Origin of the sequence: Streptomyces sp. NPDC006487, assembly GCF_042870555.1 — a bacterium.
Lineage (GTDB): Bacteria > Actinomycetota > Actinomycetes > Streptomycetales > Streptomycetaceae > Streptomyces.
Genome location: NZ_JBIAHN010000001.1, coordinates 139309 through 161464, shown reverse-complemented (window position 1 = coordinate 161464; position 22156 = coordinate 139309). Strand labels below are relative to the sequence as shown.

At 73.3% G+C, this 22156-nt stretch carries 15 protein-coding genes; 6 read left to right on the top strand and 9 right to left on the bottom strand.

Annotated features, from left to right (window positions below; all coding sequences use genetic code 11):
• Nucleotides 1-122: 122 nt before the first annotated feature.
• From ACFYM0_RS00735 to ACFYM0_RS00720, 4 genes are all read right to left on the bottom strand, one after another.
• A complete protein-coding gene (locus ACFYM0_RS00735) occupies nucleotides 123-1460 on the bottom strand; it encodes a M1 family metallopeptidase (RefSeq protein ID WP_388495261.1) in 1338 nt (445 codons plus the stop codon).
• Nucleotides 1461-1532: 72 nt separating this feature from the next.
• Nucleotides 1533-5486, bottom strand: coding sequence for a Pls/PosA family non-ribosomal peptide synthetase (locus tag ACFYM0_RS00730; RefSeq protein ID WP_388495260.1), 3954 nt, complete (start codon nucleotides 5484-5486; stop codon nucleotides 1533-1535).
• Nucleotides 5487-5705: 219 nt separating this feature from the next.
• Nucleotides 5706-6704 (bottom strand): type I glyceraldehyde-3-phosphate dehydrogenase, encoded by a 999-nt coding sequence (gene gap / locus ACFYM0_RS00725; RefSeq protein WP_388495259.1) that lies wholly within the window; start codon nucleotides 6702-6704, stop codon nucleotides 5706-5708.
• A 250-nt stretch (nucleotides 6705-6954) separates the two neighbouring features.
• On the bottom strand, nucleotides 6955-7911 hold the full coding sequence (locus ACFYM0_RS00720) for a GlxA family transcriptional regulator (protein WP_388495258.1): 957 nt from the start codon (nucleotides 7909-7911) through the stop codon (nucleotides 6955-6957).
• Nucleotides 7912-8194: 283 nt separating this feature from the next.
• On the opposite strand from ACFYM0_RS00720, the gene ACFYM0_RS00715 reads away from it, so the two are divergent.
• On the top strand, nucleotides 8195-9874 hold the full coding sequence (locus tag ACFYM0_RS00715) for a carbohydrate binding domain-containing protein (RefSeq protein WP_388495257.1): 1680 nt from the start codon (nucleotides 8195-8197) through the stop codon (nucleotides 9872-9874).
• A gap of 60 nt (nucleotides 9875-9934) precedes the next feature.
• Here ACFYM0_RS00715 and ACFYM0_RS00710 read toward each other — a convergent pair whose 3' ends face one another.
• Entirely contained in the window at nucleotides 9935-10585 is a 651-nt protein-coding gene (locus ACFYM0_RS00710; protein ID WP_388495256.1) for a hypothetical protein, read from the bottom strand.
• 219 nt (nucleotides 10586-10804) lie between these two features.
• On the opposite strand from ACFYM0_RS00710, the gene dacB reads away from it, so the two are divergent.
• The 5 genes from dacB to ACFYM0_RS00685 all read left to right on the top strand — a co-directional run bounded on the left by dacB (nucleotide 10805) and on the right by ACFYM0_RS00685 (nucleotide 19090).
• Nucleotides 10805-12436: a D-alanyl-D-alanine carboxypeptidase/D-alanyl-D-alanine-endopeptidase gene (dacB, locus tag ACFYM0_RS00705; RefSeq protein WP_388495255.1), complete on the top strand. Its 1632-nt coding sequence runs from the start codon at nucleotides 10805-10807 to the stop codon at nucleotides 12434-12436.
• A gap of 136 nt (nucleotides 12437-12572) precedes the next feature.
• Nucleotides 12573-15419 carry a type I polyketide synthase gene (locus ACFYM0_RS00700; protein WP_388495254.1) on the top strand — a complete coding sequence of 949 codons (2847 nt, stop codon included), beginning with the start codon at nucleotides 12573-12575 and terminating at the stop codon, nucleotides 15417-15419.
• 31 nt (nucleotides 15420-15450) lie between these two features.
• A complete protein-coding gene (locus tag ACFYM0_RS00695) occupies nucleotides 15451-16104 on the top strand; it encodes a 4'-phosphopantetheinyl transferase family protein (RefSeq protein WP_388495253.1) in 654 nt (217 codons plus the stop codon).
• Nucleotides 16105-16186: 82 nt separating this feature from the next.
• Nucleotides 16187-18646, top strand: coding sequence for a SpoIIE family protein phosphatase (locus ACFYM0_RS00690; protein WP_388495252.1), 2460 nt, complete (start codon nucleotides 16187-16189; stop codon nucleotides 18644-18646).
• Nucleotides 18647-18850: 204 nt separating this feature from the next.
• Nucleotides 18851-19090: a response regulator transcription factor gene (locus ACFYM0_RS00685; RefSeq protein ID WP_388495251.1), complete on the top strand. Its 240-nt coding sequence runs from the start codon at nucleotides 18851-18853 to the stop codon at nucleotides 19088-19090.
• On the opposite strand, the gene ACFYM0_RS00680 is transcribed toward ACFYM0_RS00685, so the two are convergent.
• The 4 genes from ACFYM0_RS00680 to ACFYM0_RS00665 form a co-directional block, all read right to left on the bottom strand.
• A complete protein-coding gene (locus ACFYM0_RS00680) occupies nucleotides 19041-20063 on the bottom strand; it encodes a serine/threonine-protein kinase (RefSeq protein ID WP_388495250.1) in 1023 nt (340 codons plus the stop codon). The genes ACFYM0_RS00685 and ACFYM0_RS00680 overlap by 50 nt on opposite strands.
• 88 nt (nucleotides 20064-20151) lie before the next feature.
• Complete coding sequence (locus ACFYM0_RS00675) at nucleotides 20152-20712, bottom strand: hypothetical protein (RefSeq protein ID WP_388495249.1); 561 nt, start codon at nucleotides 20710-20712, stop codon at nucleotides 20152-20154.
• 116 nt (nucleotides 20713-20828) lie between these two features.
• Nucleotides 20829-21314, bottom strand: coding sequence for a hypothetical protein (locus ACFYM0_RS00670; RefSeq protein WP_388495248.1), 486 nt, complete (start codon nucleotides 21312-21314; stop codon nucleotides 20829-20831).
• A gap of 135 nt (nucleotides 21315-21449) precedes the next feature.
• The gene (locus ACFYM0_RS00665; RefSeq protein ID WP_388495247.1) at nucleotides 21450-22046 is read right to left on the bottom strand and encodes a hypothetical protein; all 597 of its coding nucleotides are present in this window, start codon (nucleotides 22044-22046) and stop codon (nucleotides 21450-21452) included.
• Nucleotides 22047-22156 lie beyond the last annotated feature (110 nt).

Genomic DNA, 22156 nt, shown 5'->3' with positions numbered 1-22156 from the left:
GGCGGTGACGGTCACGGCCCGCAACACCGACGGCGGGACGAAGTCCTTCGCCGTCCAGGTCTACTCCAAGGACGCCTCCGGCGACCTTCGGCCCATCCCGTGGGACCGGGGTGGGGATGGCTCTAAGCAGCCGGGGCCGGCGCGGGCAGCGGCGGGAGGGCCGGCGCGGACAGCCAGGCCGCGAACAGGTCGTCCAGCGGTTCGAGCGCGTAGCGGGAAGCGTGCGCGGTGAAGCCCGCCGTGGTGACCACTCCGTGGCGGTGCACGGTGGCCCACTCCCGCAGCATGCGGAAGAACGGGCCGTCGCCCAGTGCGCAGCGGATCGCGTGCACGGCGAGGCCGCCGCGCTGGTAGAGGCGGTCGTCGAACATCAGCTTGCGTCCGGGGTCGGCCAGCAGGAGGTCCTGCGGCTGCCCGGACAGCAGGCGGTGTGCGGCGGCCGCCAGTTCGTGCGCGGTGCGGCCGCCGGAGCGCTCCGACCAGAGCCATTCCGCGTACTTGGCGAAGCCCTCGTTGAGCCAGATGTGCCGCCAGTCGGCGATGGTCACGCTGTTGCCGAACCACTGGTGCGCGAGCTCGTGGGCGATGAGCCGCTCGGAGCCGCGTACGCCGTCGACGTGGTTGGCGCCGAACAGGGAGAGCCCCTGGGCCTCCACCGGCACGTCCAGCTCCTCGTCGGCGACGACCACCGCGTACTCGCCGAAGGGATAGGGGCCGAACAGCTCCTCGAACAGCGCCATCATGGCGGGCTGCCGCGCGAAGTCCCGGGAGAACCGGGGCAGCAGGTGCGCCGGTACGTGGGCGCTCTGCGGGACTCCGCCGAGGCCGGGGTCGCCGAGCAGCACCGTCTGGTACATGCCGATGGACAGGCCGACCAGGTAGCTGGAGGTCGGCGCGGGCTGCTCGTACACCCAGGTGGTGGTGGAGGCCCGGGTCGTCCGCGTGAGGAGCCGGCCACCGGCCACGACGGTGTACGCGGAGGGGGTGTTGACCGAGATCTGGTACGAGGCCTTGTCCGCGGGCCGGTCGTTGCACGGGTACCAGGAGGGAGCACCGACCGGCTGGCTGGCCACGAGCGCGCCGTCGGTCAGTTCCTCCCAGCCGAGTCCGCCCCAGGGGCTGCGCACCGGGGTGGGGTTGCCCGCCCAGTGCACCTCCACGGTGAAGGCCGCGCCGGCGGGCAGCGGCTTGGGCGGCCGGATGCGGAGTTTGCCGCCCCGGTGGCTGTAGTGCGGCGCCCTGCCGTTGACCAGGACCCGGCCTATTTTGAACTCGGCCAGGTTGAGGTGGAACTCGGTGAGCGGAGCCCGTCCGGCGATGGCGCTGAGCCGGGCCGTCCCGGCGAGCCGGTTGGGGCCGGGACGGTACTCCAGAGCGAGTTCGTACCGGTGCACGCGGTAACGGGGGTCGCCGTTGGCCGGAAAGTACGGGTCCGATGCCGCTGTCTTCTGGCCGTTCACTGCCGCTTCCGCTCCCTGCGTTGTGCTCGTACGACGTGCGGTGGTGCCGGCCCGTCCTGTCGGACCCGCCCGTCAGGGCCGCCACGCCTCGATCGGGTTGCCCAGCCAGCGGGTGTCGGCGGGAACGGATTCCCCGGCCATCACGAGGGAGGCCGGACCCAGTGTGCTGCGGGCGCCGACGGTGCTCCCGGGCAGGACGATTCCACCCGGGCCCAGGGTGGCGCCCTCACGGAGGACCACAGTATCCGTCCTCAAGATCCGGTCGTGGAAGAGGTGCGTCTGCAACACGCAGCCCCGGTTCACACTGACCGCGTCGCCCAGGGTGACCAGGTCGGTCTCGGGCAGCCAGTAGCTCTCGCACCACACGCCGCGGCCGATCCGGGCGCCGAGTGCGCGCAGCCACAGGGACAGCACCGGCGTACCGGGCACGGAGCCGACCAGCCAGGGCACGGCCAGGACCTCGACGAACGTGTCGGCCAGTTCGTTGCGCCACACGAAGCCGCTCCACAGCGGGTGCTCGCCCGTCCGGTGGCGGCCCACCAGCAGCCATTTCGCGGCCGCCGCGACCACGCACGCGGCCACCCCGGCGGCGAGCAGGACCGCTCCGGACAGCAGCGCGGTCCCCCACAACCCGGGCCCGTCCGCCCCGGCCAGCGCGCAGAACGCCGCCACGGTCACCACGCCCAGCGCGGCCGAGCAGAACACCGGGACGAGCCGGCACAGCTCCACGAGCCCGCGCGCCCACAGCAGCCGTGCGGGCGGATCGTACGTCCGGCTCTGGTCGGCGCCCGCTGCGGACCTCGGCAGCCGGACCGGCGGCAGGCCCAGGTAGGAGCTGCCCTTCTTGGCCTTCTTCGGGGTGGCGGAGAGGACGCCGACCAGCCCGTCGTCCGGCACGGAACGGCCCGGCGCGGTCATGCCGGAGTTGCCCAGGAAGGCCCGTCGGCCGATCTCGGAGTGGCCGATCCGCAGCCAGCCGCCGCCCAGCTCGTAGGGGGCGGTCAGGGTGTCGTCGGCGAGGAACGCGCCCTCGCCGACGGTGGTGAGGCTGGGCAGCGCGAGCACCGTGGACACCTCGGCGCCCCGGCCGATCTTCATGCCGAGGAGCCGCAGCCACACCGGTGTGATCAGCCCGGCGTACAGGGGGAAGAGGGTTTCCCGGGAGAGGTCCATCAGCTGGGTGACCGTCCAGGCCTGCCAGCCGATCCTGCTGTGCGTCGGATGGGTTCCCGTGCGCAGCCCGAGGCTGAGGAGGCGTACGGAGACCAGGAGCAGGGTCGCGTACGCGAACCCGAAGGCGAGCGCCCCCGGCACCACGGCGAGCAGTGCTCCGGCCAGGGCCCGGCCGAGCCCGGCGTCGGCGGGCACGAACCGGCCGGCCACGAGGAGGGCGGGCAGGGCGGCGAGCACGGGCAGGGAGGTGAGGCAGAAGCCGGCCGCACCGTAGGCGGCGCGCCAGGGCAGGCCGCGCGGCGGGCGTTCCTTGGGCCAGTTCCGCTTGGCCTTGCCGAGTTTGCCGGCGGGGGCTCCGGCCCAGCGCTGGCCGGTCGGGATCTGGCCGACGACGGCGGAGCCGGGGGCCACCTCGGCCCGCTTGCCGACGCGGGCGCCCGGGAAGAGGATGCTGCGAGTGCCGACCACGGCGCCCGCGCCGACCTTGACGGCGCCGATCTCCAGCCGGTCCCCGTCCAGCCAGTGGCCGGAGAGGTCCACCTCGGACTCCACGGCGCAGCCGCGGCCGAGTTTGAGCATGCCCGTGACGGGCGGCAGCGAGTGCAGGTCCACCTCGGGGCCGATCTTGGCGCCCAGGGCCCGTGCGTAGCGCTCCAGCCAGGAGCCGGTGAGCGAGGTGGCGCCGGAGTACTCGGCCAGCCGCTCGGCCGTCCACAGCCGCAGGTGAACGTTTCCGCCGCGTGGGTGGCGCCCCGCCTTGACCCCGCGCAGCAGCAGGCGGGCGCCGCCGGCCGCGATCGCGAGGCGGCCGGGCGGGCTGAAGAGCAGTGCGGCCCCGGCGGCGACGAGCCACCAGGAGGCGGCCGGCGCCCACGGATAGGCCCCGAACCAGTGCAGTACGTTGCCGAGCGCCAGCACCGCCACCGTCCAGCGCAGGCCGATCAGGGTGAAGAGCGGGAGCAGCAGCAGGGACTGGATCACCTTGGTCCGCGGCGGCACGGGGGCGACGGTCCGGACGGCACCGTCGTCCTGTGCGGACTTCTCCAGGTGCCGGGCCAGCTTGCGCAGGGTGGGCTGCTGGTAGATGTCGAGGACGGCCGCGCTCGGGTAGCGGGTGCGCAGCCGGGTGGTGAGCTGGGCGGCGGCGAGGCTGCTGCCGCCGATGGCGAAGAAGTCGTCGGCGGCGCCGGTGACGGCCACGCCCAGGGTCTCGCTCCACTGCTCGGCGAGCCAGGCCTCGGTGCCGTAGAGCTGCTCGGTGGGGCCGCTGGTCTCCAGGTCCGGGAGCGGCCAGGGCAGTGCGTTCCGGTCCACCTTGCCGGAGGTGCGGGTGGGCAGCTCCTCGACCGGTGCGAGAAGCGGTACGAGCGCTGCGGGAAGCTCGGCGCGGAGCCGGGTGACGGCCGCGGCGTGGTCCCAGCCCTCCTGGGTGACCAGGTATCCGACGAGGAGCTGGTTGCCGCTGCGCGCCGTGCGGACGGCGGCGGCCGCGCCGGCGACTCCGGGCAGTGCCTGGAGGGCCGCGTCCACCTCGCCCAGTTCGATGCGGCGGCCGCCGAGCTTGATCTGCTCGTCGCCGCGGCCCAGGAAGACCAGGCCCTCCGGTTCCGCGCGGACGAGGTCGCCGCTGCGGTAGGCGCGCTCCCAGCCGAGGGATTCCAGCGGGGCGTACTTCTCCGCGTCCTTCTCGGGGTCGAGGTAGCGGGCCAGGCCGACGCCGCCGATGACGAGCTGGCCGCTGCCGCCCATGGGCACCGGTTCGCCGGATTCGTCGACGACGGCCAGTTCCCAGCCGGCCAGCGGGAGGCCGATGCGGATCGGTTCCTCGCCGGTCAGGAGGGAGGCGCAGGCGACGACGGTGGCTTCGGTGGGGCCGTAGGTGTTCCAGACCTCGCGGCCCTCGGTGACCAGGCGCTGGGTGAGCTCGGGCGGACAGGCCTCACCGCCGAAGATCAGCAGCCGGACCTCGTTGAGGGCCTCGGGCTCCCACAGGGCGGCCAGGGTCGGCACCGTGGAGACCACGGTGATCTCCTGCTCCGCCAGCCAGGGGCCGAGGTCCGCGCCGCTGCGGACCTGGGAGCGGGGGACGGGGACGAGGCAGGCGCCGTAGCGCCAGGCCAGCCACATCTCCTCGCAGGAGGCGTCGAAGGCCACGGACAGTCCGGCCATGACCCGGTCACCGGGTCCGATCGGCTCCTCGGTGAGGAACAGTGCGGCCTCGGCGTCCACGAAGGCGGCGGCGCTGCGGTGGCTGACGGCCACGCCCTTGGGCTTGCCGGTGGAGCCGGAGGTGAAGATGATCCACGCGTCGTGTTCGGGTCCGGGGCGGGCGGCCGGAGCGTGTGCGGGGCCGGCGCCCTTGCCCGGTGCGGCGGCCTCGATGCGCTGGCCGGCGCCCAGGACGGCCCGTACTCCGGCCTCGCCGAAGACCAGGTCGGCCCGCTCGTCCGGGTCCTCGGCGTCGACGGGCACGTAGGCGGCGCCCGCCGCGAGGACGGCCAGGATGCCCGCGTACAGCTCGTTGGTCCCGGACGGCACGCGTACGCCGACCCGGTCGCCGAGCCCCACCCCGGCGGCCGCGAGGGCCTGGCGGCGGCGCTCCACCTCGACGGCGAGCGCCCGGTAGGTCAGCCGGGTGGCCCCGTCATCCAGGGCGAGCTCGTCGGGGTGGGCCCGTACGGAGGCCTCGAAGACATCGACGAGGGTGCGCGTCGGGGCGGCGGATCCGGCGGAGAACAGGGCCGATTTGCCGGACTCCGCGGGCCCGTCCCCGGCGTCGGGCGCGGGCCCTTCGTCGAGCCCGGTCCCGTCGTCGAGCAGAGTGACTTCACCGTGCTCTGGTGTGGCTGCCATCGGCCCTCGCGTCGTGTTCCCGGAACCCTCCGGGTCGCCGGGCGGAGCCCGGGTCTGCCCAGGTTGTTCCGGTCCAGCGCCAAACAACCCGCCAGTCTAGTGCGACATCAAGGATTTTCTGGTTCAAGCCTTGCGCATGGCCGGGAAGGGACGGTAAAAGCAGCGCGCCGCGGACCGGAAACCCGGTCCGCGGCGCGCCCCGTGAGCGGGTGCCGGGCCTCAGCGGCTCGCGAGGAGTTCGAGCGTGTCGATGACACGGTTCGAGAAGCCCCACTCGTTGTCGTACCAGGCGACCACCTTGATGTGGCGGCCTTCGACGCGGGTGAGCTGCGAGTCGAAGATGGACGAGGCGGGGTTGCCCGTGATGTCGGAGGACACGAGCGGGTCGTCCGAGTACTCCAGCACTCCGGCGAGCGGCCCTTCGGCGGCGGCGCGGTAGGCGGCCAGGACGTCCTCGCGGGTCACGTCGCGGGCGACGGTGGTGTTCAGCTCGACGATCGATCCCACGGGAACGGGGACGCGGATCGAGTCGCCGGAGAGCTTGCCGTCCAGGTTCGGCAGGACCAGGCCGATGGCCTTGGCGGCGCCCGTCGTGGTCGGCACGATGTTCACGGCGGCGGCGCGGGCGCGCCGGGGGTCTCGGTGCGGACCGTCCTGCAGGTTCTGCTCCTGCGTGTAGGCGTGCACCGTGGTCATGAAGCCGTGCTCGATGCCCGCGAGCTCGTCGAGTACGGCGGCCAGCGGCGCGAGCGCGTTGGTCGTGCACGAGGCGTTGGAGACGATCGTGTGCAGCGCCGGGTCGTACGAGTCGCTGTTCACTCCGTAGGCGAGCGTGATGTCGGCACCGTCGGCCGGTGCGCTGACGAGCACCTTCTTGGCCCCGGCGTCGATGTGGGCGCGGGCGGCCTTGGCCGTGGCGAAGCGGCCGGTGGCCTCCAGCACGATGTCCACGCCGAGCTCGGCCCAGGGCAGTTGCGCCGGCTCGCGCTCGGCGAGCACCTTGATGCGGCGGCCGTCGACGACGAGGACGTCCCCGTCCACGGTCACCGGCCGGCCGAGCCGGCCGGACGTGGTGTCGTAGGCGAGCAGCCGCGCGAGGGTGGTGGGCTCGGTGAGGTCGTTGACCGCGACGACCTCGAGCTTGCTGTCGCGTTCGAGCAGCGCGCGGAGCACGTTGCGTCCGATGCGGCCGAATCCGTTGATGGCGATGCGAGTCATGGTGTCTCCCTGTTCCCTGTCCCTTGGGTTCGCCACCAGGTTCGCCTCTCCCGGGCGTCCGCGACAGCGGCGCGATCGCCACGGTCCGCAAGGATCGCGCCACGCTCCGGCGGAGGGCTCCGCACGGTCCGGCCGGCCGCCCACCGTCCGGCGGCGGCACCGCACGCTCCGGCGGCCGCGCCCACCGTCCGGCGGCGGCACCGCACCGTCCGGCGGTTGCTCCGCGCTCAGCGGCTCCGCGCCATTCCCGTCACTCGCCCCGGGCGAAGGTGCGCCGGTACTCGCTCGGCGTGGTCCGCAGGATGTGCTGGAAGTGCAGCCGCAGGTTGGCGCCCGTGCCCAGGCCCACGTCCGCGGCGATCTGCTCCACGCTCCGCTCCGAGAGCTCCAGCAGTTCGCGGGCCACGTCGATGCGGGCGCGCATCACCCACTGCATCGGCGTGTACCCGGTGTCCTCGGCGAACCGCCGCGAGAAGGTGCGCGGGGAGACCGCCGCGTGCCGGGCGAGCGTCTCCAGGGTCAGGGGTTCGCCGAGCCGGTGCAGCGCCCACTCGCGGGTGGCGGCGAACCGCGGGCCGAGCGGCTCGGGCACGCTGCGCCGCACGTACTGGGCCTGCCCGCCGCTGCGGTAGGGGGCCGCGACCAGCCGCCGGGCCGTGTGGTTCGAGGCGGCCACTCCGAGGTCGCTGCGCAGGACGTGCAGGCACAGGTCGATGCCCGAGGCGGCGCCGGCCGAAGTCAGCACGGAGCCCTCGTCGACGAACAGGACGTTCTCGTCGACCCGGACCAGCGGCCACTTCGCCGCGAGGGCCCGGGTGTAGTGCCAGTGCGTGGTGGCCCGCTTGCCGTCGAGCAGGCCCGTGGCGGCGAGCGCGAAGGCTCCCGTGGAGATGGCCGCGAGCCGCGCGCCCCGTTCGTGGGCGGCGATCAGCGCGTCGACGACGGCCCGCGGCGGGTCCTCGCGGTCGGGGAACCGGTAGCCGGGAACGAAGACGGTGTCGGCCCAGGCCAGGGCTTCGAGGCCGTGGGCGACGGAGTACGACAGTCCGTCACCGCCGGTCACCAGTCCCGGCGCGGCGCCGCACACCCGGACCTCGTAGGGCATGCTCGCGCGGGTCGTGAACACCTGTGCGGGGATGCCGACGTCGAGGGGTTTCGCCCCTTCGAGGACGAGGACGGCGACGTGGTGGGGGCGGAAGGCTGGCACCGCGTCATGCTTCCGAAGGGGCGGGAGCCTTGTCAAGCACCACGGTTAGTAAACCTTCCGATTGAGATAACCACCTATCAGTTGGTCCAGACCTGTTGACGGCGGTCCTTCCGGAGGATTAGGTTCCCGGCCACGAAGCGGATACGACGTCAACTCCCCACGCCCGCCCGGCCACAGGGCCCCACCCACGGGCCCGCCGTCCCGTCCCCACGCGCCCCCGGCAGGCCGCACGCCCACGCTTCGCGCTCCACGCCGTCCCCCCACTCCCACTGGAGGCACTTCCTTGCGTACCCCAAACCGAACCCGCACACGGCTGGCCTGCGCCCTCGGCGCCACCCTGCTCGGCGCGGCCGCGGTGCTGACCTCCCCCGGGGCGGCCTTCGGCGCCAACATCCTCTCGAACGGCGACTTCGAGTCCGGCACCACGGCCGGCTGGTCCTGTTCCGGCGGGCTGGGCTCCGTGGTCGGCTCACCGGTGCACGGCGGGAGCAAGGCCCTGGCCGGCGCCGCCGGCGCGAGCGACAACGCCAAGTGCGTCCAGACCGTCGCCGTGCAGCCCAACACCAGCTACACGCTCTCCGCCTGGGTCCGCGGCAGCTACGTCTACCTCGGGGTCACCGGCGGCGCCTCCACCTGGACCCCCTCGGCCGCCGCGTACACCAAACTGACCGTCGCCTTCACCACCGGCGCCTCCCAGACCAGCGCCGAGATCTACCTCAACGGCTGGTACGGGCAGGGCACTTACTACGCCGACGACATCACCCTGGACGGCCCGGGCGGCACCGTCGACACCCAGGCGCCCACCGTGCCCGGCAGCCTCACCTCCACCGGCAAGACCTCCACCACGGCGTCCCTGAGCTGGACCGCGTCCACCGACAACGTCGGCGTGAACGGCTACGACGTCTACCAGGGCGGGACGAAGGTCGCCACCTCCGCCGCCACCAGCGCGACCGTCAGCGGCCTGACCCCCAGCACCGCCTACGCGTTCACCGTGCGCGCCCGCGACGCCGCGGGGAACACCTCGGCGGCCTCGAACACCGTCAACGTCACCACCGACACCGGGACCACGCCGCCGGCCGGTTTCAAGCAGGCCGCTCCGTACCTCTACCTCGGCTGGGGCAACCCGCCGAGCCCGACCACGGTGATGAACGCGACCGGCACCAAGTGGTTCACCATGGCGTTCATCCTCTCCTCCGGCGGCTGCAACCCGTCCTGGGACGGCCAGCGCCCGCTGACCGGCGGCGTGGACCAGAGCACCATCGCCGCGATCCGCGCGGCGGGCGGCGACATCGTGCCCTCCATCGGCGGCTGGCAGGGCAATAAGCTCGGCCCCAACTGCTCCAGCGCCGAGGCCCTGGCCGGTGCGTACCAGCAGGTCATCAACGCGTACGGGCTCAAGGCCATCGACGTGGACATCGAGAACACCGACGAGTTCGAGAACGCCGTGGTCCAGGACCGCATCCTCGGCGCGCTCAAGATCGTCAAGCAGAACAACCCCGGTCTGAAGACCATCCTGACCTTCGGCACCTCCACCACCGGCCCGACCAGCTGGGGCAACCGCCTGATCGAGCAGTCCAAGGCGCTGAACGCCGGCATCGACGTCTTCACGATCATGCCGTTCGACTTCGGCAACGCTTCGACGGACATGTACGCCAGCACCGTCAGCGCGACCGAGGGCCTCAAGGCCAAGCTCAAGTCCACTTACGGCTGGGACGACGCGACCGCGTACTCCCACATCGGCATCTCGGGCATGAACGGCATCAGCGACACCCAGGAGACCACCACCGTCCAGAACTGGACCGATATCCGCAACTGGGCCAACTCCCACCACATCGCGCGCCTCGCCTTCTGGTCGGTGAACCGCGACCGCGGCTGCCCCGGCGGCGGCCTGCAGGAGACCTGCTCCGGCATCGCCCAGAGCGACTGGCAGTTCACCTCCATCACGGCCGGCTTCACCGGCTGATCCACCGCCTCGCAACCGCGGGGGCCGTCGCGATCCGCGGCGGCCCCCGCGGCTCGTGCGTCAGGAACCGGTCGGGGCCTGTCCCTCGGCGCCGGCCTGGGCACGGGCCCGCACGACCTCCGGGTACCGGCGGGTGAAGCGCAGCGCTCCGACGATGGTGAGGACCTGGATGATCCAGCCGGTCCACATGTTGTCCGGGTCGCGCAGCACGAGGTCGCCGTACGCCCCCACGATCGCGTTGATCAGGAAGGCCAGCCCCCAGACCCCGGTGATCAGGTAGTTGGTCCGCTTGAAGACGGGCGAGTCCCAGAACTTCCGGTCGACCTGCTCCCGGGCGTACTGGAGGGTGAACGGCACCCCGGCCAGGATGGAGCCGAGGGCGATGGCGAAGAGGGCGATGTTCGAGATCTCGCCCGCGTATGTCTCCAGCCAGCGCCGTGTGCCGTCACTGGCGAAGGCCCCGACCACCGTCAGGACCGTGAAGAACACGACGTCGGCGAATTCCAGGATCTTCAGCGAAGAGCCGGGACTGACCAGACGGCTGCCGACGACGAGGCAGACGGAGATGGCCAGGGCCAGCCCCACCGCCCACTCGAAGCGCCCGGGCCCCACCACGAGGGCGAAGACGATCCAGGGGGACAACCCGACGAACGGGCTCTCCAGGAACTGCGCCACCTTGTTCGTGCCCCGGGCACCAGCCGTGTGCGCCATGGGTCGGCCCTTTCTGCAGCAGCCCTCGTACGGCCCCCCTCCCAACGTACGCCGCCGCCCCGGGACCGCACCTGCCGTGGGGGTGGTGCCCGGGCGAGGTGCGCGCCGGATGCGGCCGTGCCACGCTGGCTGAACCCTGCGTACCGCCTACGGGGTACCGGGTACACGCGACCGGGCGACGCATGCGGAAGCCCGCCGCCCGGACGAACGGGGCTCGCCGTGCCAAGAGGAACGCACCCCCGGCCCCTGCGGCGGCGCATGGCCGCCGGATGCGCGGCCCTCCTGCTCGTGGTCCTGACCGCGGGCACGGCCGCCGCGGCGACACCACCGGCGCCCACACCCACGCCCTCCGACCGCGGTGGCTCCGACCCGCTCGACCCCCGCATCACGGAGATCATGCGGAAGCCCGGTTACCGCAACGCCCAGTGGGGTCTCCTCCAGGTCGACCCGGACACCGGACGGACCGTCCACAGCCGGTTCCCCGACCAGCTCTTCATCCCCGGGTCCACCGCCAAACTGTTCAGCGTCTCCGGCGCCTGGCACGCCCTCGGTCCCGACCACCGCTTCGTGACACCGCTCTACGCGGTGGGCGAGCGGCGCGGCGCGACCCTGACCGGCGATCTCGCCCTCGTCGCCCAAGGCGATCTGACCATGGGCGGCAGGACCCGCCCCGACGGTACGGTCGCCTTCACCGACCTCGACCACACCTACGCCGACGACGTCCCCGGTGCCACGCTCACCCCGCAGAACCCGCTCGCCGGCATCGACCTCCTCGCGCGCCAGGTGCGCGACTCCGGCATCACCCGCGTCGACGGAAACGTGATCGTCGACGACCGGCTGTTCCAGCCCGAGCCGGTCCTCGTCCCCACCCCGACCCCGCTGATCGTCAACGACAACCTCATCGACCTGACGACCACCCCCGGGGACCGCGCCGACGCTCCCGCCCGGCTGGACTGGCGGCCGAAGGTCGCCCCGTACCGGGTCACTTCGACCGTGAAGACGGTGGCGGCGGGCAAGCCGACGGCCATCACGGTCACGACCTCGGACAACGGCACCCGGATCAGGCTGTCCGGCACGATCGCGGCGGGCGCCGCACCCGCACTGAAGGTCTCCCCCATCACGGACCCGGCGGCCTTCGGCCGGACCGCGCTGATCGAGGCCCTCGAACGGGCCGGGGTGGAGGTGACCGCGGATCCGGTGGGCGGGAACCCCGTGGACCGGCTGCCCGCCGGCTACGAGGGCCGGGCGCGGGTGGCCGCGTACACCTCGCCGCCCTTCGCCGACTACGCCAAGCTCATCCTCAAGGTGAGCCACAACCTGGGCGCCAACCTCGGCATGTGCCTGATGGCGGTCACCACGGGCAGCCGCGCGTGCATGGACGGCTTCCCCGTCCTGGCCTCCTTCCTGGACGCGGCCGAGGTGGACCGTGCGCAGGTACAGCTCCTGGACGGGCGGGGCGGCAACCCCGTCGACCGGTCCACGCCGCAGGCGGAGATACAGATGCTGACGTACTGGCTGCGCTCCCCCGAGGCACGCCGCTTCCGCGAGGCGCTGCCGGTCCTCGGCGTCGACGGGCTGCTGGCCGAGAACTGCCGCGACTGCCCGGCGCGCGGCAAGGTGTTCGCCAAGACCGGGGCCGCCGTCGGGCTGGACGCCCTGAACGACCGCCTGGGCATCGGCGCCATCACCATCGCCGGCTACCTGGACAAGGGGGACGGCCGCTTCGACGTCTTCTACGCGGGCGTCACCGGCGCCTCGACCCCGACGACCGACCCGAGCGGCATCCTCGACATCGCCAACGACGTCGCCATGATCGCCGCCCATCTCCAGGAGGGCGCGCGCGGCACCTGAGAGCGGCACTCGAGCGGGCACCTGTCAAGTAACGAATAGCCGGGTCTACGGCCCCGCGCCGCCTCCGGGCACGGTGGAAAGCGACCGTCCCGCGCACAGCGGGAGCGACGCCATCCGGACCGAAGGCAGACCCGCCATGACTGCTGACATCGCCATCATCGGACTCGGCTGCCGCTTTCCCGGCGCCTCCGACGTCCTCGGCTACTGGAACCTCCTGCTGAGCGGGGCACGGCGGTCCGCCGCCGAGCCCCGGGATCGCCGGAACCCGGCGCTCCCGGACTCCGTGGACCGCTTCGACGCCCTGCACCACGGCGTGCCGCCCGCCCGCGCGCGGGACATGGACCCACAGCACCGGCTGCTGCTCGACGTCAGCCGCGAGGCCCTCGACGACGCGGGGATGGGCCGCGGCGACTTCGACCGGGAGAACACCGGGGTCTTCTTCGCAGGCTCCGCAGACCTGCCCGGGAGCCTGCTCGACACGGCGTCCGGCACCGTCGGCCGCCGGTTCGGCCTGGGCGGGCCCGGCCTCGCCGTCGACACCACCCGTTCCGGCTCGCTGGTCGCCCTCGACCAGGCGATCGCCCACCTGCGTCAGGGCGCCTGCCGGATCGCCCTCGTCGGCGGCGTTCACCTCGACCTCACCCCCGACAGCCCGGTCGGCCCCTCCCGGCTGCGCGCCCTGTCCGCCGCCGGGGTGTGCCGCCCGTTCGACGCGGAAGCCGACGGGTTCGTCCTCGGCGAGGGCGCCGGTGTCGTCGTCATACGGCCCCTCGCCGACGCCCTCGCCGCCGGCGACCGCGTGTACGCCGTGATCAAGGGCATCGGCTCGGCCGACGACGGCGCCTCCCCCGGACCGCTCGTCCCCACCGCCGAAGGCCTGCTCCGCGCCATGCGCCGGGCCTACGAGGACGCCGGTGTCGCCCCGTCCTCCGTGGGCTTCCTGGAAGCCCACGGCACGGGGACCGCCGCCGGGGACCGTGCCGAGGTCGAGGCCCTGCGCCGGCTGCGCACCGAGTACCCCGACGACGACCCGGCCCTGTGCTACCTGGCCTCGGGCAAGGCCCTGATCGGGCACTCCCTGTCCGCGGCGGGCATCGCCGGCCTGATCAAGGCGGCCCTGGTCGTCCACCACCGCACGGTCGTCCCGCAGCCGGCCACCACCACCCACCCCGACCTGGGCATCTCCGCGGCCGGCCTGCGCTTCGCCGACACGCCGCGGCCCTTTCCGGGAGGCGGCACCGCGCGACGTGCCGCCGTCAGCTCGTTCGGGTTCGGCGGCACCCACGTCCACGTGGTGCTCGAGGAGCGCCCCGCCCCGGTCCCCCGGCGGCCTGCGCACGGGGCCGCCGCCACCGCGGGCGCCGGAGCCGAACCCGGCACCGAGGTCACCCGGCACCAGCTCGTCTTCCTCTCGGCCGGAAACCCCGAGCTGCTGGACCAGCACATCGGCGAGGTTCTCGACGTACTCGACGCGGCGGACCGTACGCCGCTGGCGGCCGTGGCCCACACCCTAGGCGCGCGGGCGCCGCTGCCGGCCCGGCTCGCGATCGTGGCCACCGACACGGCCGGATTCCTGCGCCGCCTGCGGCACGCCCGTGAGCAGCTCCTGGCCGGGGCCCGGGGCGACCTCGGCGACGGCGCCTTCGCCGCCGACGCCCCGCTGCCGGCCGCGCAGCGCCGTACCGCCTTCCTCTTCCCCGGCCAGGGCAGTCAGCGGCCGGGCATGATGCGGGACCTCTACGAGAGGTTCCCCGCCTACCGCTCGGCCGTCTGCGTACTCAGCGCCGTGGCCCGGGCCGACCTCGGCTTCGACCTGGCCGACCTGCTGTACGGCGAGGCCTCCGCGCCCCGGGCGTCCCGGCCGTCCCCCGTGGACAACGGGGAGCTCGGGCGCATGCTCGCCGCCACCGAGGTGTGCCAGCCGCTGCTCGGCACCGTCCAGATCGCCGTCACCCGGGTCCTCGCCGACTGCGGGATCACCCCCGACCTCGCCCTGGGCCACAGCACCGGCGAGTACGCGGCCGCCGCGGCGGCCGGGGCCCTGACCCACGTGGACGCCGTCCGGCTGCTGGTGCACCGGGGCGCGGCCCTGCGGCGGGCCGGGAGCGGGCTCCGGGGCGGGATGCTCGCCGTGCAGACCGACAAGGAGACCTGCCGCCGGCTCGTCGACGGGATCGACGACGTGTGGCTCGCCTGCTTCAACCAGCCGCGGCAGGTCGTGGTCAGCGGCACGCCGGAAGGTCTGGCCTCCCTGCGCGAGGCCTGCGCGGAAGCCGGGATCGTCACGGCGGCGCTCGACGTGTCCAACGCCTTCCACTCCCCGCGGCTGGCCCGCGCCGAGGAGGCCGTGCGCTCGGGCCTCGCCGCCCGTCGCATCAGCAGCCCCGCCGTGCCGTTCGTCTCGTCCGTGAACGCGCAGGTCTGCACCGACCCCGGCCGGCTGCGCGAGCTGTGGGCCCGGCACGCGTCCGCGCCGGTCCTCTTCGACGACGCCGTCCGCACCGCCTACCGCCAGGGGGCCCGCGTCTTCCTCCAGGTGGCCGGCGGGACCTCGCTGCTCACCTCCGTCCGCCGCAACCTCATCGGCCACGGCGACGTCCACGTCATCCCCGTCACCGGGGAGGTGCCGGACGACGGACGCACCTTCGTCCTGGCCCTCGCCCGGCTCGCGGTCCTCGGCGCCCCGGTCGACCCGCGCGCGCTGGTCCCCGCGCAGGAGCGCCGACTGCTGGACCTGCCGGTGGCCAAGCTCGACGGGCGGTCCTACCGTGTCACGACCCGTCGCCCCGCGGACGGGCCCGCACCCACCCCGCCTGGCGTACCGGGCCCCGCCGCCCTGCGCCTCGCCGCACCCCTCGCGGCCCCGGCGGCCCCGGCCCCGGCCCTTCGCGCGGCCGCTGCCTCCGCCTCCGCCTCCGCCAAGGAGATGGCAGCGCCGAGCTCCGGTCAGGACGCCGATGCCGACGCGGCCCGGGCCGCCTGAGCCCGCCGGGCCCGCCGCCGTGATGCGCACCGTGCACACCGACGCCTTCCCGCGGATCGCACCGGGTCACGTCCACCGCTGGGGTGGCGCCGTCCTCCTCGTGGCCCGGCGCGGCGATCTCGACCGGTCCCCCTTCCTCTCGCCCGCCGAGCTGCGCGTGGTCCTCGCGCTGCCGGCCCGGCGGCAGGCCGAGTGGACCGCGGGCCGACTGCTCGCCAAGCGGCTGGTCCACGAGGCCGTCGGCGCTCCGGAACGGGAGGTGGAGGTCCTGCCCCGCGCGGACGGCAGCCCGTACGTCCTGGTCGGCGGCAGCCCGCCGCCGGACCTGCGGCTCTCCATCAGCCACACCGACGGGCACGTCGCCGCGGCCCTCGCACCGCAACCGGTCGGAGTGGACCTGTGCGAGACCGCCTCGGCCGAGGCGGTACGCCGGGTCGCGGACCGCGTGCTCTCTCCCGGGGAGCTATCCCTCTCCGATACCGGCCGGCCCGAGTTCCTGGCCGCCGCCTGGGCCCTGAAGGAGGCGGCGGTCAAGGCCGACCGCAGCGGGATCTTCGGCGCCGCTCCGCTCCGCGTGGAGATCCTGCGCCTGCGGCCGCCCCTCCTCGGCGGGCGGCGGCGCGCGGTGGTGTGGCGGGCGGCGGACGCGGTCCTGGCCCTCGTACTGGCGCACCCGGGCACGTGACGGCACTGCGTTGGTGCTCCTTGCCGCGCCGTCTCATGCTTGTCAGTGGAGCCCCTGGCCAGCGAAGGCGAGATGAGCGGCGATGGAGCAACTTCCCACCCCTCCCGGTGAGCGGCCGGCCCGGACGACGCACGCCTCCCCGGGGACGGCGTACACGGCCACGGCCACCGTGAGCGAGCAGGGCATCGTGACCGGGTGGAGCGAGGAAGCCCGCCGGCTGCTCGGCTACGTTCCCTCGGAGGTCGTGGGCCTGCCCGCCGCGGACCTGCTCGCGGACCGTCACGGCGAACACGGCGGATCCGGCGGATCCGGCGGAACGGGCACCGCGGCGCGGCCGGTCGCACCCGGGCGGGAGCGGTGGAGCGGTACCGTGCCGCTGCGCCACCGGGACGGCCGCCGCTTGGACACGGGGCTCCTCGCGCACCGCAGGACGGCCGACGGCGGGGCGGCCGAGTGGTTCGTGGTGTCAGCCGTGCCGGGCGCGCCGGACGCGTCCTGGGACGGGCCCCTGGGCGAATGGGCCTTCGACCGCGCCCCCTGCGTCCTGGCGGTCTTCGACGAGGACCTGCGGCTGGTGCGGGCGAACGCCGACATGCACCGCTTGCTCGCCCTCACGGAGTCCGAGATGCGCGGGCTGCGCCTTTCGGAGATCGCCCCCGACCCGGTGAGCGAGGAGACCGAGCGCGGGATGCGCCGCGTGCTGGAGACGGGTGAGCCGCAGTCCGTGGACGGCTTCGTACGGCCGCCCGGCGCGGGCGCGGCGTCCGGCTGGGCGACCGCGCTGGCCCCCGTGCCGGGCCCGGACGGCCGGGTACGGGCCGTGTACCTGACCGCACACGACAGGGCCACGGGGGACACCGCCCCGCGCAAGCCGCTCCCGCCGACCCTCGCCGGGGCCCGGATCGCCGCCACCCCGGACAGCGCCCGCACCGCGCAGGAACTGGCCGACGCGGCCGTCCCCCGGCTCGCCGACCTGGCGCTCGTCGACCTGCTGGAGCCTTCCCCGCGCGGCGAGGCCTCGTCCCGGAGTCCCGGGACGGGGGCGCTCACGGTGTCCCGTAGCGCCGTACGGTCGGTCCTCGGCGGGAGTCAGGAGTCCCGGTTCGCGGTCGGGGAGACGACCGTCTACCCGGCGCTGTCGCCCCCCGTGGAGTGTCTGGCCGCAGGGCGGGGCGCCGTGTACGGGACCGCCGACCCGGCCGTCGCCCGGTGGGTGGCGCAGGATCCCGGAGCCGGCTGGATCGGCGAGCACGGGACCCATTCGATGATGCTCGTGCCGCTGCGCGACGGCGGGGTCACCGTCGGCCTGGCCGTCTTCAGCCGTCACCAGCAGCGCGAGCCCTTCGACCCGGAGGACCTGCGCCTGGCCGAGGAGCTCGCGGCCCGAGCGGCCACGTCCATCCACCGGGCGCGCCGGACCTCCCGGGAGCACACCAGCACCATGACGCTGCAGCGCAGCCTGCTCCCGCACACGATGCCCGTGCAGTCGGCGCTGGAGATCGCCTCCCGCTACCTGCCCGCCGGCGGCGAGGCGGGTGTGGGCGGCGACTGGTTCGACGTGATCCCGCTGTCCGGAGCCCGGGTGGCCCTGGTCGTGGGAGATGTCGTCGGTCACGGCATGCGCGCCACCGCCACCATGGGCAGACTGCGCACGGCGGTACGCACGCTGGCCGATGTCGACCTGCCGCCCGACGAGCTGCTCACCCACCTCGACGACCTGATCATCCACTTGTCGGCGGACGAGGCGGGTCACGAATCCTCCGGCGGGATCGGCACCACCTGCCTGTACGTCGTGTACGACCCGGTGACCCGCCGGTGCACCGCCGCCCGGGCCGGCCATCCGCCGCCCGCCGTGGTCTCCCCCGAGGGCAACGCGTACCTCCTCGACGTCCCGGCGGGGCCGCCGCTGGGCCTGGGGGGCCTGCCCTTCGAGACCGTCGAGGTGGAACTTCCCGAGGGCAGCCTCCTCGCGCTGTACACCGACGGCCTCCTCCAGGCCCGGGACCACGACGTCGACGAGGCCCTGGACAGCATGCTCGCGGCCCTGGTCCGGCCCGCCTCCACTCTGGACACCGTCTGCGACCGGGTGCTGACGGCTCTGCTGACCCATCGTCCCGATGACGACGTGGCCCTGCTCGTCGCCCGGACCCGGGCCCTGCACACCGACAAGGTCGCCGTCTGGGACCTGCCCTCCGACCCCTCCTTCGTCGCGCAGGCCCGCCGCAGCGCCACCGACCAGCTGACCGCCTGGGGGCTCGACGAGGCCGCCTTCGTCACCGAGCTCGTGGTCAGCGAGCTGGTCACCAACGCCATCCGCTACGGCGAGGCGCCGGTCCAGCTGCGGCTGATCCACGAAGGCACGACGCTGATCTGTGAAGTCTCGGACGCCAGTGGCACCGCCCCGCACATGCGGCGTGCCCGGATCTTCGACGAGGGAGGGCGCGGCCTGCTGCTGGTCGCGCAGCTCACCCAGCGCTGGGGTACCCGGCACACCCTCTTCGGGAAGACCATCTGGGCCGAGCAGTCCCTCGCCGGGATCTGAGCACCTTCCCGGGACTTTCGGCGGTCCTTCCGAGGACCTTCTCCCCTCCCCTGTGACACGCTCGTGACAGACGACGGACAGGGTGATGAACTCCCACCGACAGGCTCTTTAACACGGACATACATTCACATTCGTGGACATGTCCTCTGCTTCCAAAGGTGCGAGCAGCCGTGATGAACGAGCCGAAGTGCCGGAGGAAGTCCCATGAGCCTCACACTCGTCGCACCGCACCCCGAAGCCACCACAGCCCCCGCAGCCGTCCTCGCCCCGCGTGAGCAGGAGGCTCTGCGCCACATCGCCGCCGGGTGCACCTACGTGCAGACGGCCCGCTCCATGGGACTCTCCAAGCACACGGTCGACGCCTACCTGCGCCGCATCCGGGCCAAGCTGGGCATCAACACCACGGCGGAGATGACCCGCCTGGCGATCTCCCTGGGCCTGTGAACACCGGCCGCGCCCAGTCCGGGGGCTCCCTCGGCGGCTCGCCGCTCCCCGGATCCCCGGGAGACGGCGGACCTGTCCGCCGGACCGCCGCGGTGGCGGTCGCCGCACGCAGCGCCGCCACGAATTCCAGGCACGAGTCGTAGCGGTCCTCCGGGACCTTCGCGAGAGCCTTCTCCAGCACGGCGCCGGCCTCCGGCGCGATATCCGGCCGCTTCTCCGACAGGGGAGGCGGCTTGTCGTATTGGTGCGCCCACAGCAGCGCCGGAGCGTCGTCCCGGACGAAGGGCGGCCCTCCCGCCAGGGACTCGTAGACGACGCAGCCGAGGCTGTAGACATCGCACCTGCCGTCGACCGGGCGCCCGGAGATCTGCTCCGGCGCCATGTAGTCGACCGTGCCGACGAACTCGCCCGCCGTGGTGAAGCCGGTGAGCGCCAGCGACTTCTTCGTCAGGCCGAAGTCCGTGAGGTAGACGTGCTCGGGGTGGTCGCTGTCGGTGCCCTCGGCGACCAGGATGTTGGCGGGCTTGACGTCCCGGTGCACGAGATCGTGCTCGTGGGCGGCGTCGAGGGCCGATGCCACCTGGGCGGCGATGCGCAGGGCCGTCGGGACGGGCAGCGGTCCCTCACGGTCCAGCAGGGCCCGCAGGTCCATCCCGGCGACGTACCGCATGGCGATGTAGAGGACCCCGTCGGTCTCCCCGGCTTCGAAGACGGGCACGATGTGCGGGTGGTCGATCCTCGCGGCGACCCTGGATTCGTGGGCGAAGCGGCGCCGGAAGACCTCGTCCCGGACGCGCTCCGGGGCGATCAGCTTGAGCGCGACCGTACGGTCCAGGCGCAGGTCCCTGGCCTGGTAGACGACGGCCATGCCGCCCCGGCCGATGATGCGCTCGATCCGGTAGCCGGCGATCTGCCTGCCGATCAGGCCGGAGGCCCGGCCCGTATAAAGGCCCTGGTTCGCTGCCGTGCCCATCAGGCGCCTCCCTCGGAAAGTCTATCCAGTGGTCCACAGGCATGCCCGTGGGGCGAGCGGTGCTCGCCCCACGGGGATGTGCCGTCGGTCAGTCGTCGTCGCCGCCGGCCCCGCCGTTGCCGCCGCGGCCACTGGTTTCGCAGCCGACGCCTATGCAGATGCCGCCGGTGCCGCCCTTTCCTCCGGCGCCTCCGTCACCACCGGGGGCCGCGTTGCCGCCCTTTCCGCCGGTGCCTCCGTTGACGCTGCCGCCGCAGACTCCGGCGCAGATTCCGCCGTTGCCGCCCTGGGAACCGTTGCCGGACGGCCGGCCCTGGGCGCCGGTGCCTCCGTTGGCGCTGCCGTTGCAGAGCCCGGCGCAGATTCCGCCGTTGCCGCCGTTGGTTCCGTTGACCGTTCCGTTGCAGTTGCCGGCGCACACCCTGTCACCGACGCGGACGCTGCCGTTGCCCACTTGGACCTTGCCGGCGAGGCGGCTCGTGCCGGGTCTGCTGTCACCACCGTCCTGCCAGCCACTGGGCGCCGCAGCCGTCGTGACGGTGGCCGTCGACGCCGGAGCCGCCATGGCCGCGGGCGCCATCGCACCGGCACCGATCAACGTCGACGAGATGACAAGACCAATACGGAACTTCCAGGAACGCGTACGCATGGGATTCTCCTTGCCGATTGATGGTGATGGTGATGGTTGAAATCGATACCGGAAACGGTGTCGGGAATGAGGACGGAAAAGGGCCCGGCCGGCCACCGGCCGGTCGGGCCCGCATGTCAGGAGGAGAGGGGGGAGAAGGGGTTGCTGCTTCCCATCAGGGCGAACCAGTCGCCGTCCTCGTAGCTCTTCTTCCAGGTGTCGATCTGCTCGGTCGAGATCTTGTACTTCTTGGCGATCTTCTCCTTCATTTCGTCGGAGTCGTCGGCCAGCAGGGTCACCACGATGCGCACCTTGTCCACCATCGTCAGCTCCGCCTTGGGCTTGTCCGGCAGGTCGTCGAACCGGAAGCAGCCGACTCCACCGGGCTTGCCGGGCTCACCGGGCTTGCCGGGCTGACCGCCCTTGCCGCCTTCGCCGCCCTCGCCGCCTTCGCCACCTGCACCGCCGAACCCGCAGTGGGCGGGCGATCCGGTCATGATCGAGGAAACGGAGCTTGCGGGGGTGTGGGACTGCGCAGCTTGCGCGGCGCACGCCGTACCGGTGACGAAAGCCAGGGAGGCCGCCGCCAGGATGAGCGGACGCTGCCAGGGGCTCGTGAACATGGGGGTTCTCCGTTTCCGTGAGCACGGATGTCGCTGATGGGGAAAGGGGTGAAGCGGGTGGTGGTGAAGCGGGTGGGGTGGGGGTGGAGGCCCTGCAGGCCTCCACCCCCGTCGAGCACGGTGAGGAGTCAGCGGTTAGAAGATGCTGCCGCCTCCGGCGCCGCCACCGCCGCCGAGGCCGCCGAACAGGCCGCCGAAGCCGCCCTTGCCGCCCTTGCCGCCGTTGCCGCCCTCGAGGACACCGAAGCCGCCCTTGCCGCCCTTACCGCCGTCGCCGCCGATCAGGATGCCGTCGCCGCCGCTGCCGGCGTTGCCGCCGCTGCCACCGAAGAGGCCGCTGCCGCCCCCGCCGCCGTTGCCGCCCTTGCCGCCGACGAAGCCTTCGCCGCCGCCACCGCCGCCACCGCCACCGCCACCGGAGAGGACGCCGTCGCCGCCCTTGCCTCCGTTGCCGCCGGCACCGCCGGTACCGAGAACGCTGCCCCCGCCGGAGCCGCCGGAGCCGCCACCGCCGCCGATGAGGCCGCCGCCGCCTTCCCCGCCGTCCCCTCCGGCGCCACCGGCCGCCGGGAGGGCGGTGGCCACATGGGCCGGAGCCGGAGCCGCCGTGGCCATGGAGGCCGGAAGGAGGACCGCTCCCGAGATCATGGCGGCCGATGCGACCAGCGTCGCGATGCGGAATCCACGGCGGTTGGTGCGGGCGGAGTCGTTGGTGAGAGTCTTACGGTTCATGACCTTCTCCTAATGGCTTGCGTACCCGGGATATTCGGGACGGTGAGGTGATGTCGGGAAGAGGAGGAGTTCCTCGGAGAGGCTTTCCGTTTGCCGCTTCCCTTGTGCCT

Bases quoted from the DNA above. Each gene is read 5' to 3' on its own strand.
- ACFYM0_RS00685 (WP_388495251.1), top strand. From the start codon at position 18,851: ATGAGCCTCACACTCGTCGCACCGCACCCCGAAGCCACCACAGCCCCC.
- ACFYM0_RS00730 (WP_388495260.1), bottom strand. From the start codon at position 5,486: ATGGCAGCCACACCAGAGCACGGTGAAGTCACTCTGCTCGACGACGGG.
- gap (WP_388495259.1), bottom strand. From the start codon at position 6,704: ATGACTCGCATCGCCATCAACGGATTCGGCCGCATCGGACGCAACGTG.
- ACFYM0_RS00680 (WP_388495250.1), bottom strand. From the start codon at position 20,063: ATGGGCACGGCAGCGAACCAGGGCCTTTATACGGGCCGGGCCTCCGGC.
- ACFYM0_RS00675 (WP_388495249.1), bottom strand. From the start codon at position 20,712: ATGCGTACGCGTTCCTGGAAGTTCCGTATTGGTCTTGTCATCTCGTCG.
- ACFYM0_RS00690 (WP_388495252.1), top strand. From the start codon at position 16,187: ATGGAGCAACTTCCCACCCCTCCCGGTGAGCGGCCGGCCCGGACGACG.
- ACFYM0_RS00710 (WP_388495256.1), bottom strand. From the start codon at position 10,585: ATGGCGCACACGGCTGGTGCCCGGGGCACGAACAAGGTGGCGCAGTTC.
- ACFYM0_RS00700 (WP_388495254.1), top strand. From the start codon at position 12,573: ATGACTGCTGACATCGCCATCATCGGACTCGGCTGCCGCTTTCCCGGC.
- ACFYM0_RS00670 (WP_388495248.1), bottom strand. From the start codon at position 21,314: ATGTTCACGAGCCCCTGGCAGCGTCCGCTCATCCTGGCGGCGGCCTCC.
- ACFYM0_RS00665 (WP_388495247.1), bottom strand. From the start codon at position 22,046: ATGAACCGTAAGACTCTCACCAACGACTCCGCCCGCACCAACCGCCGT.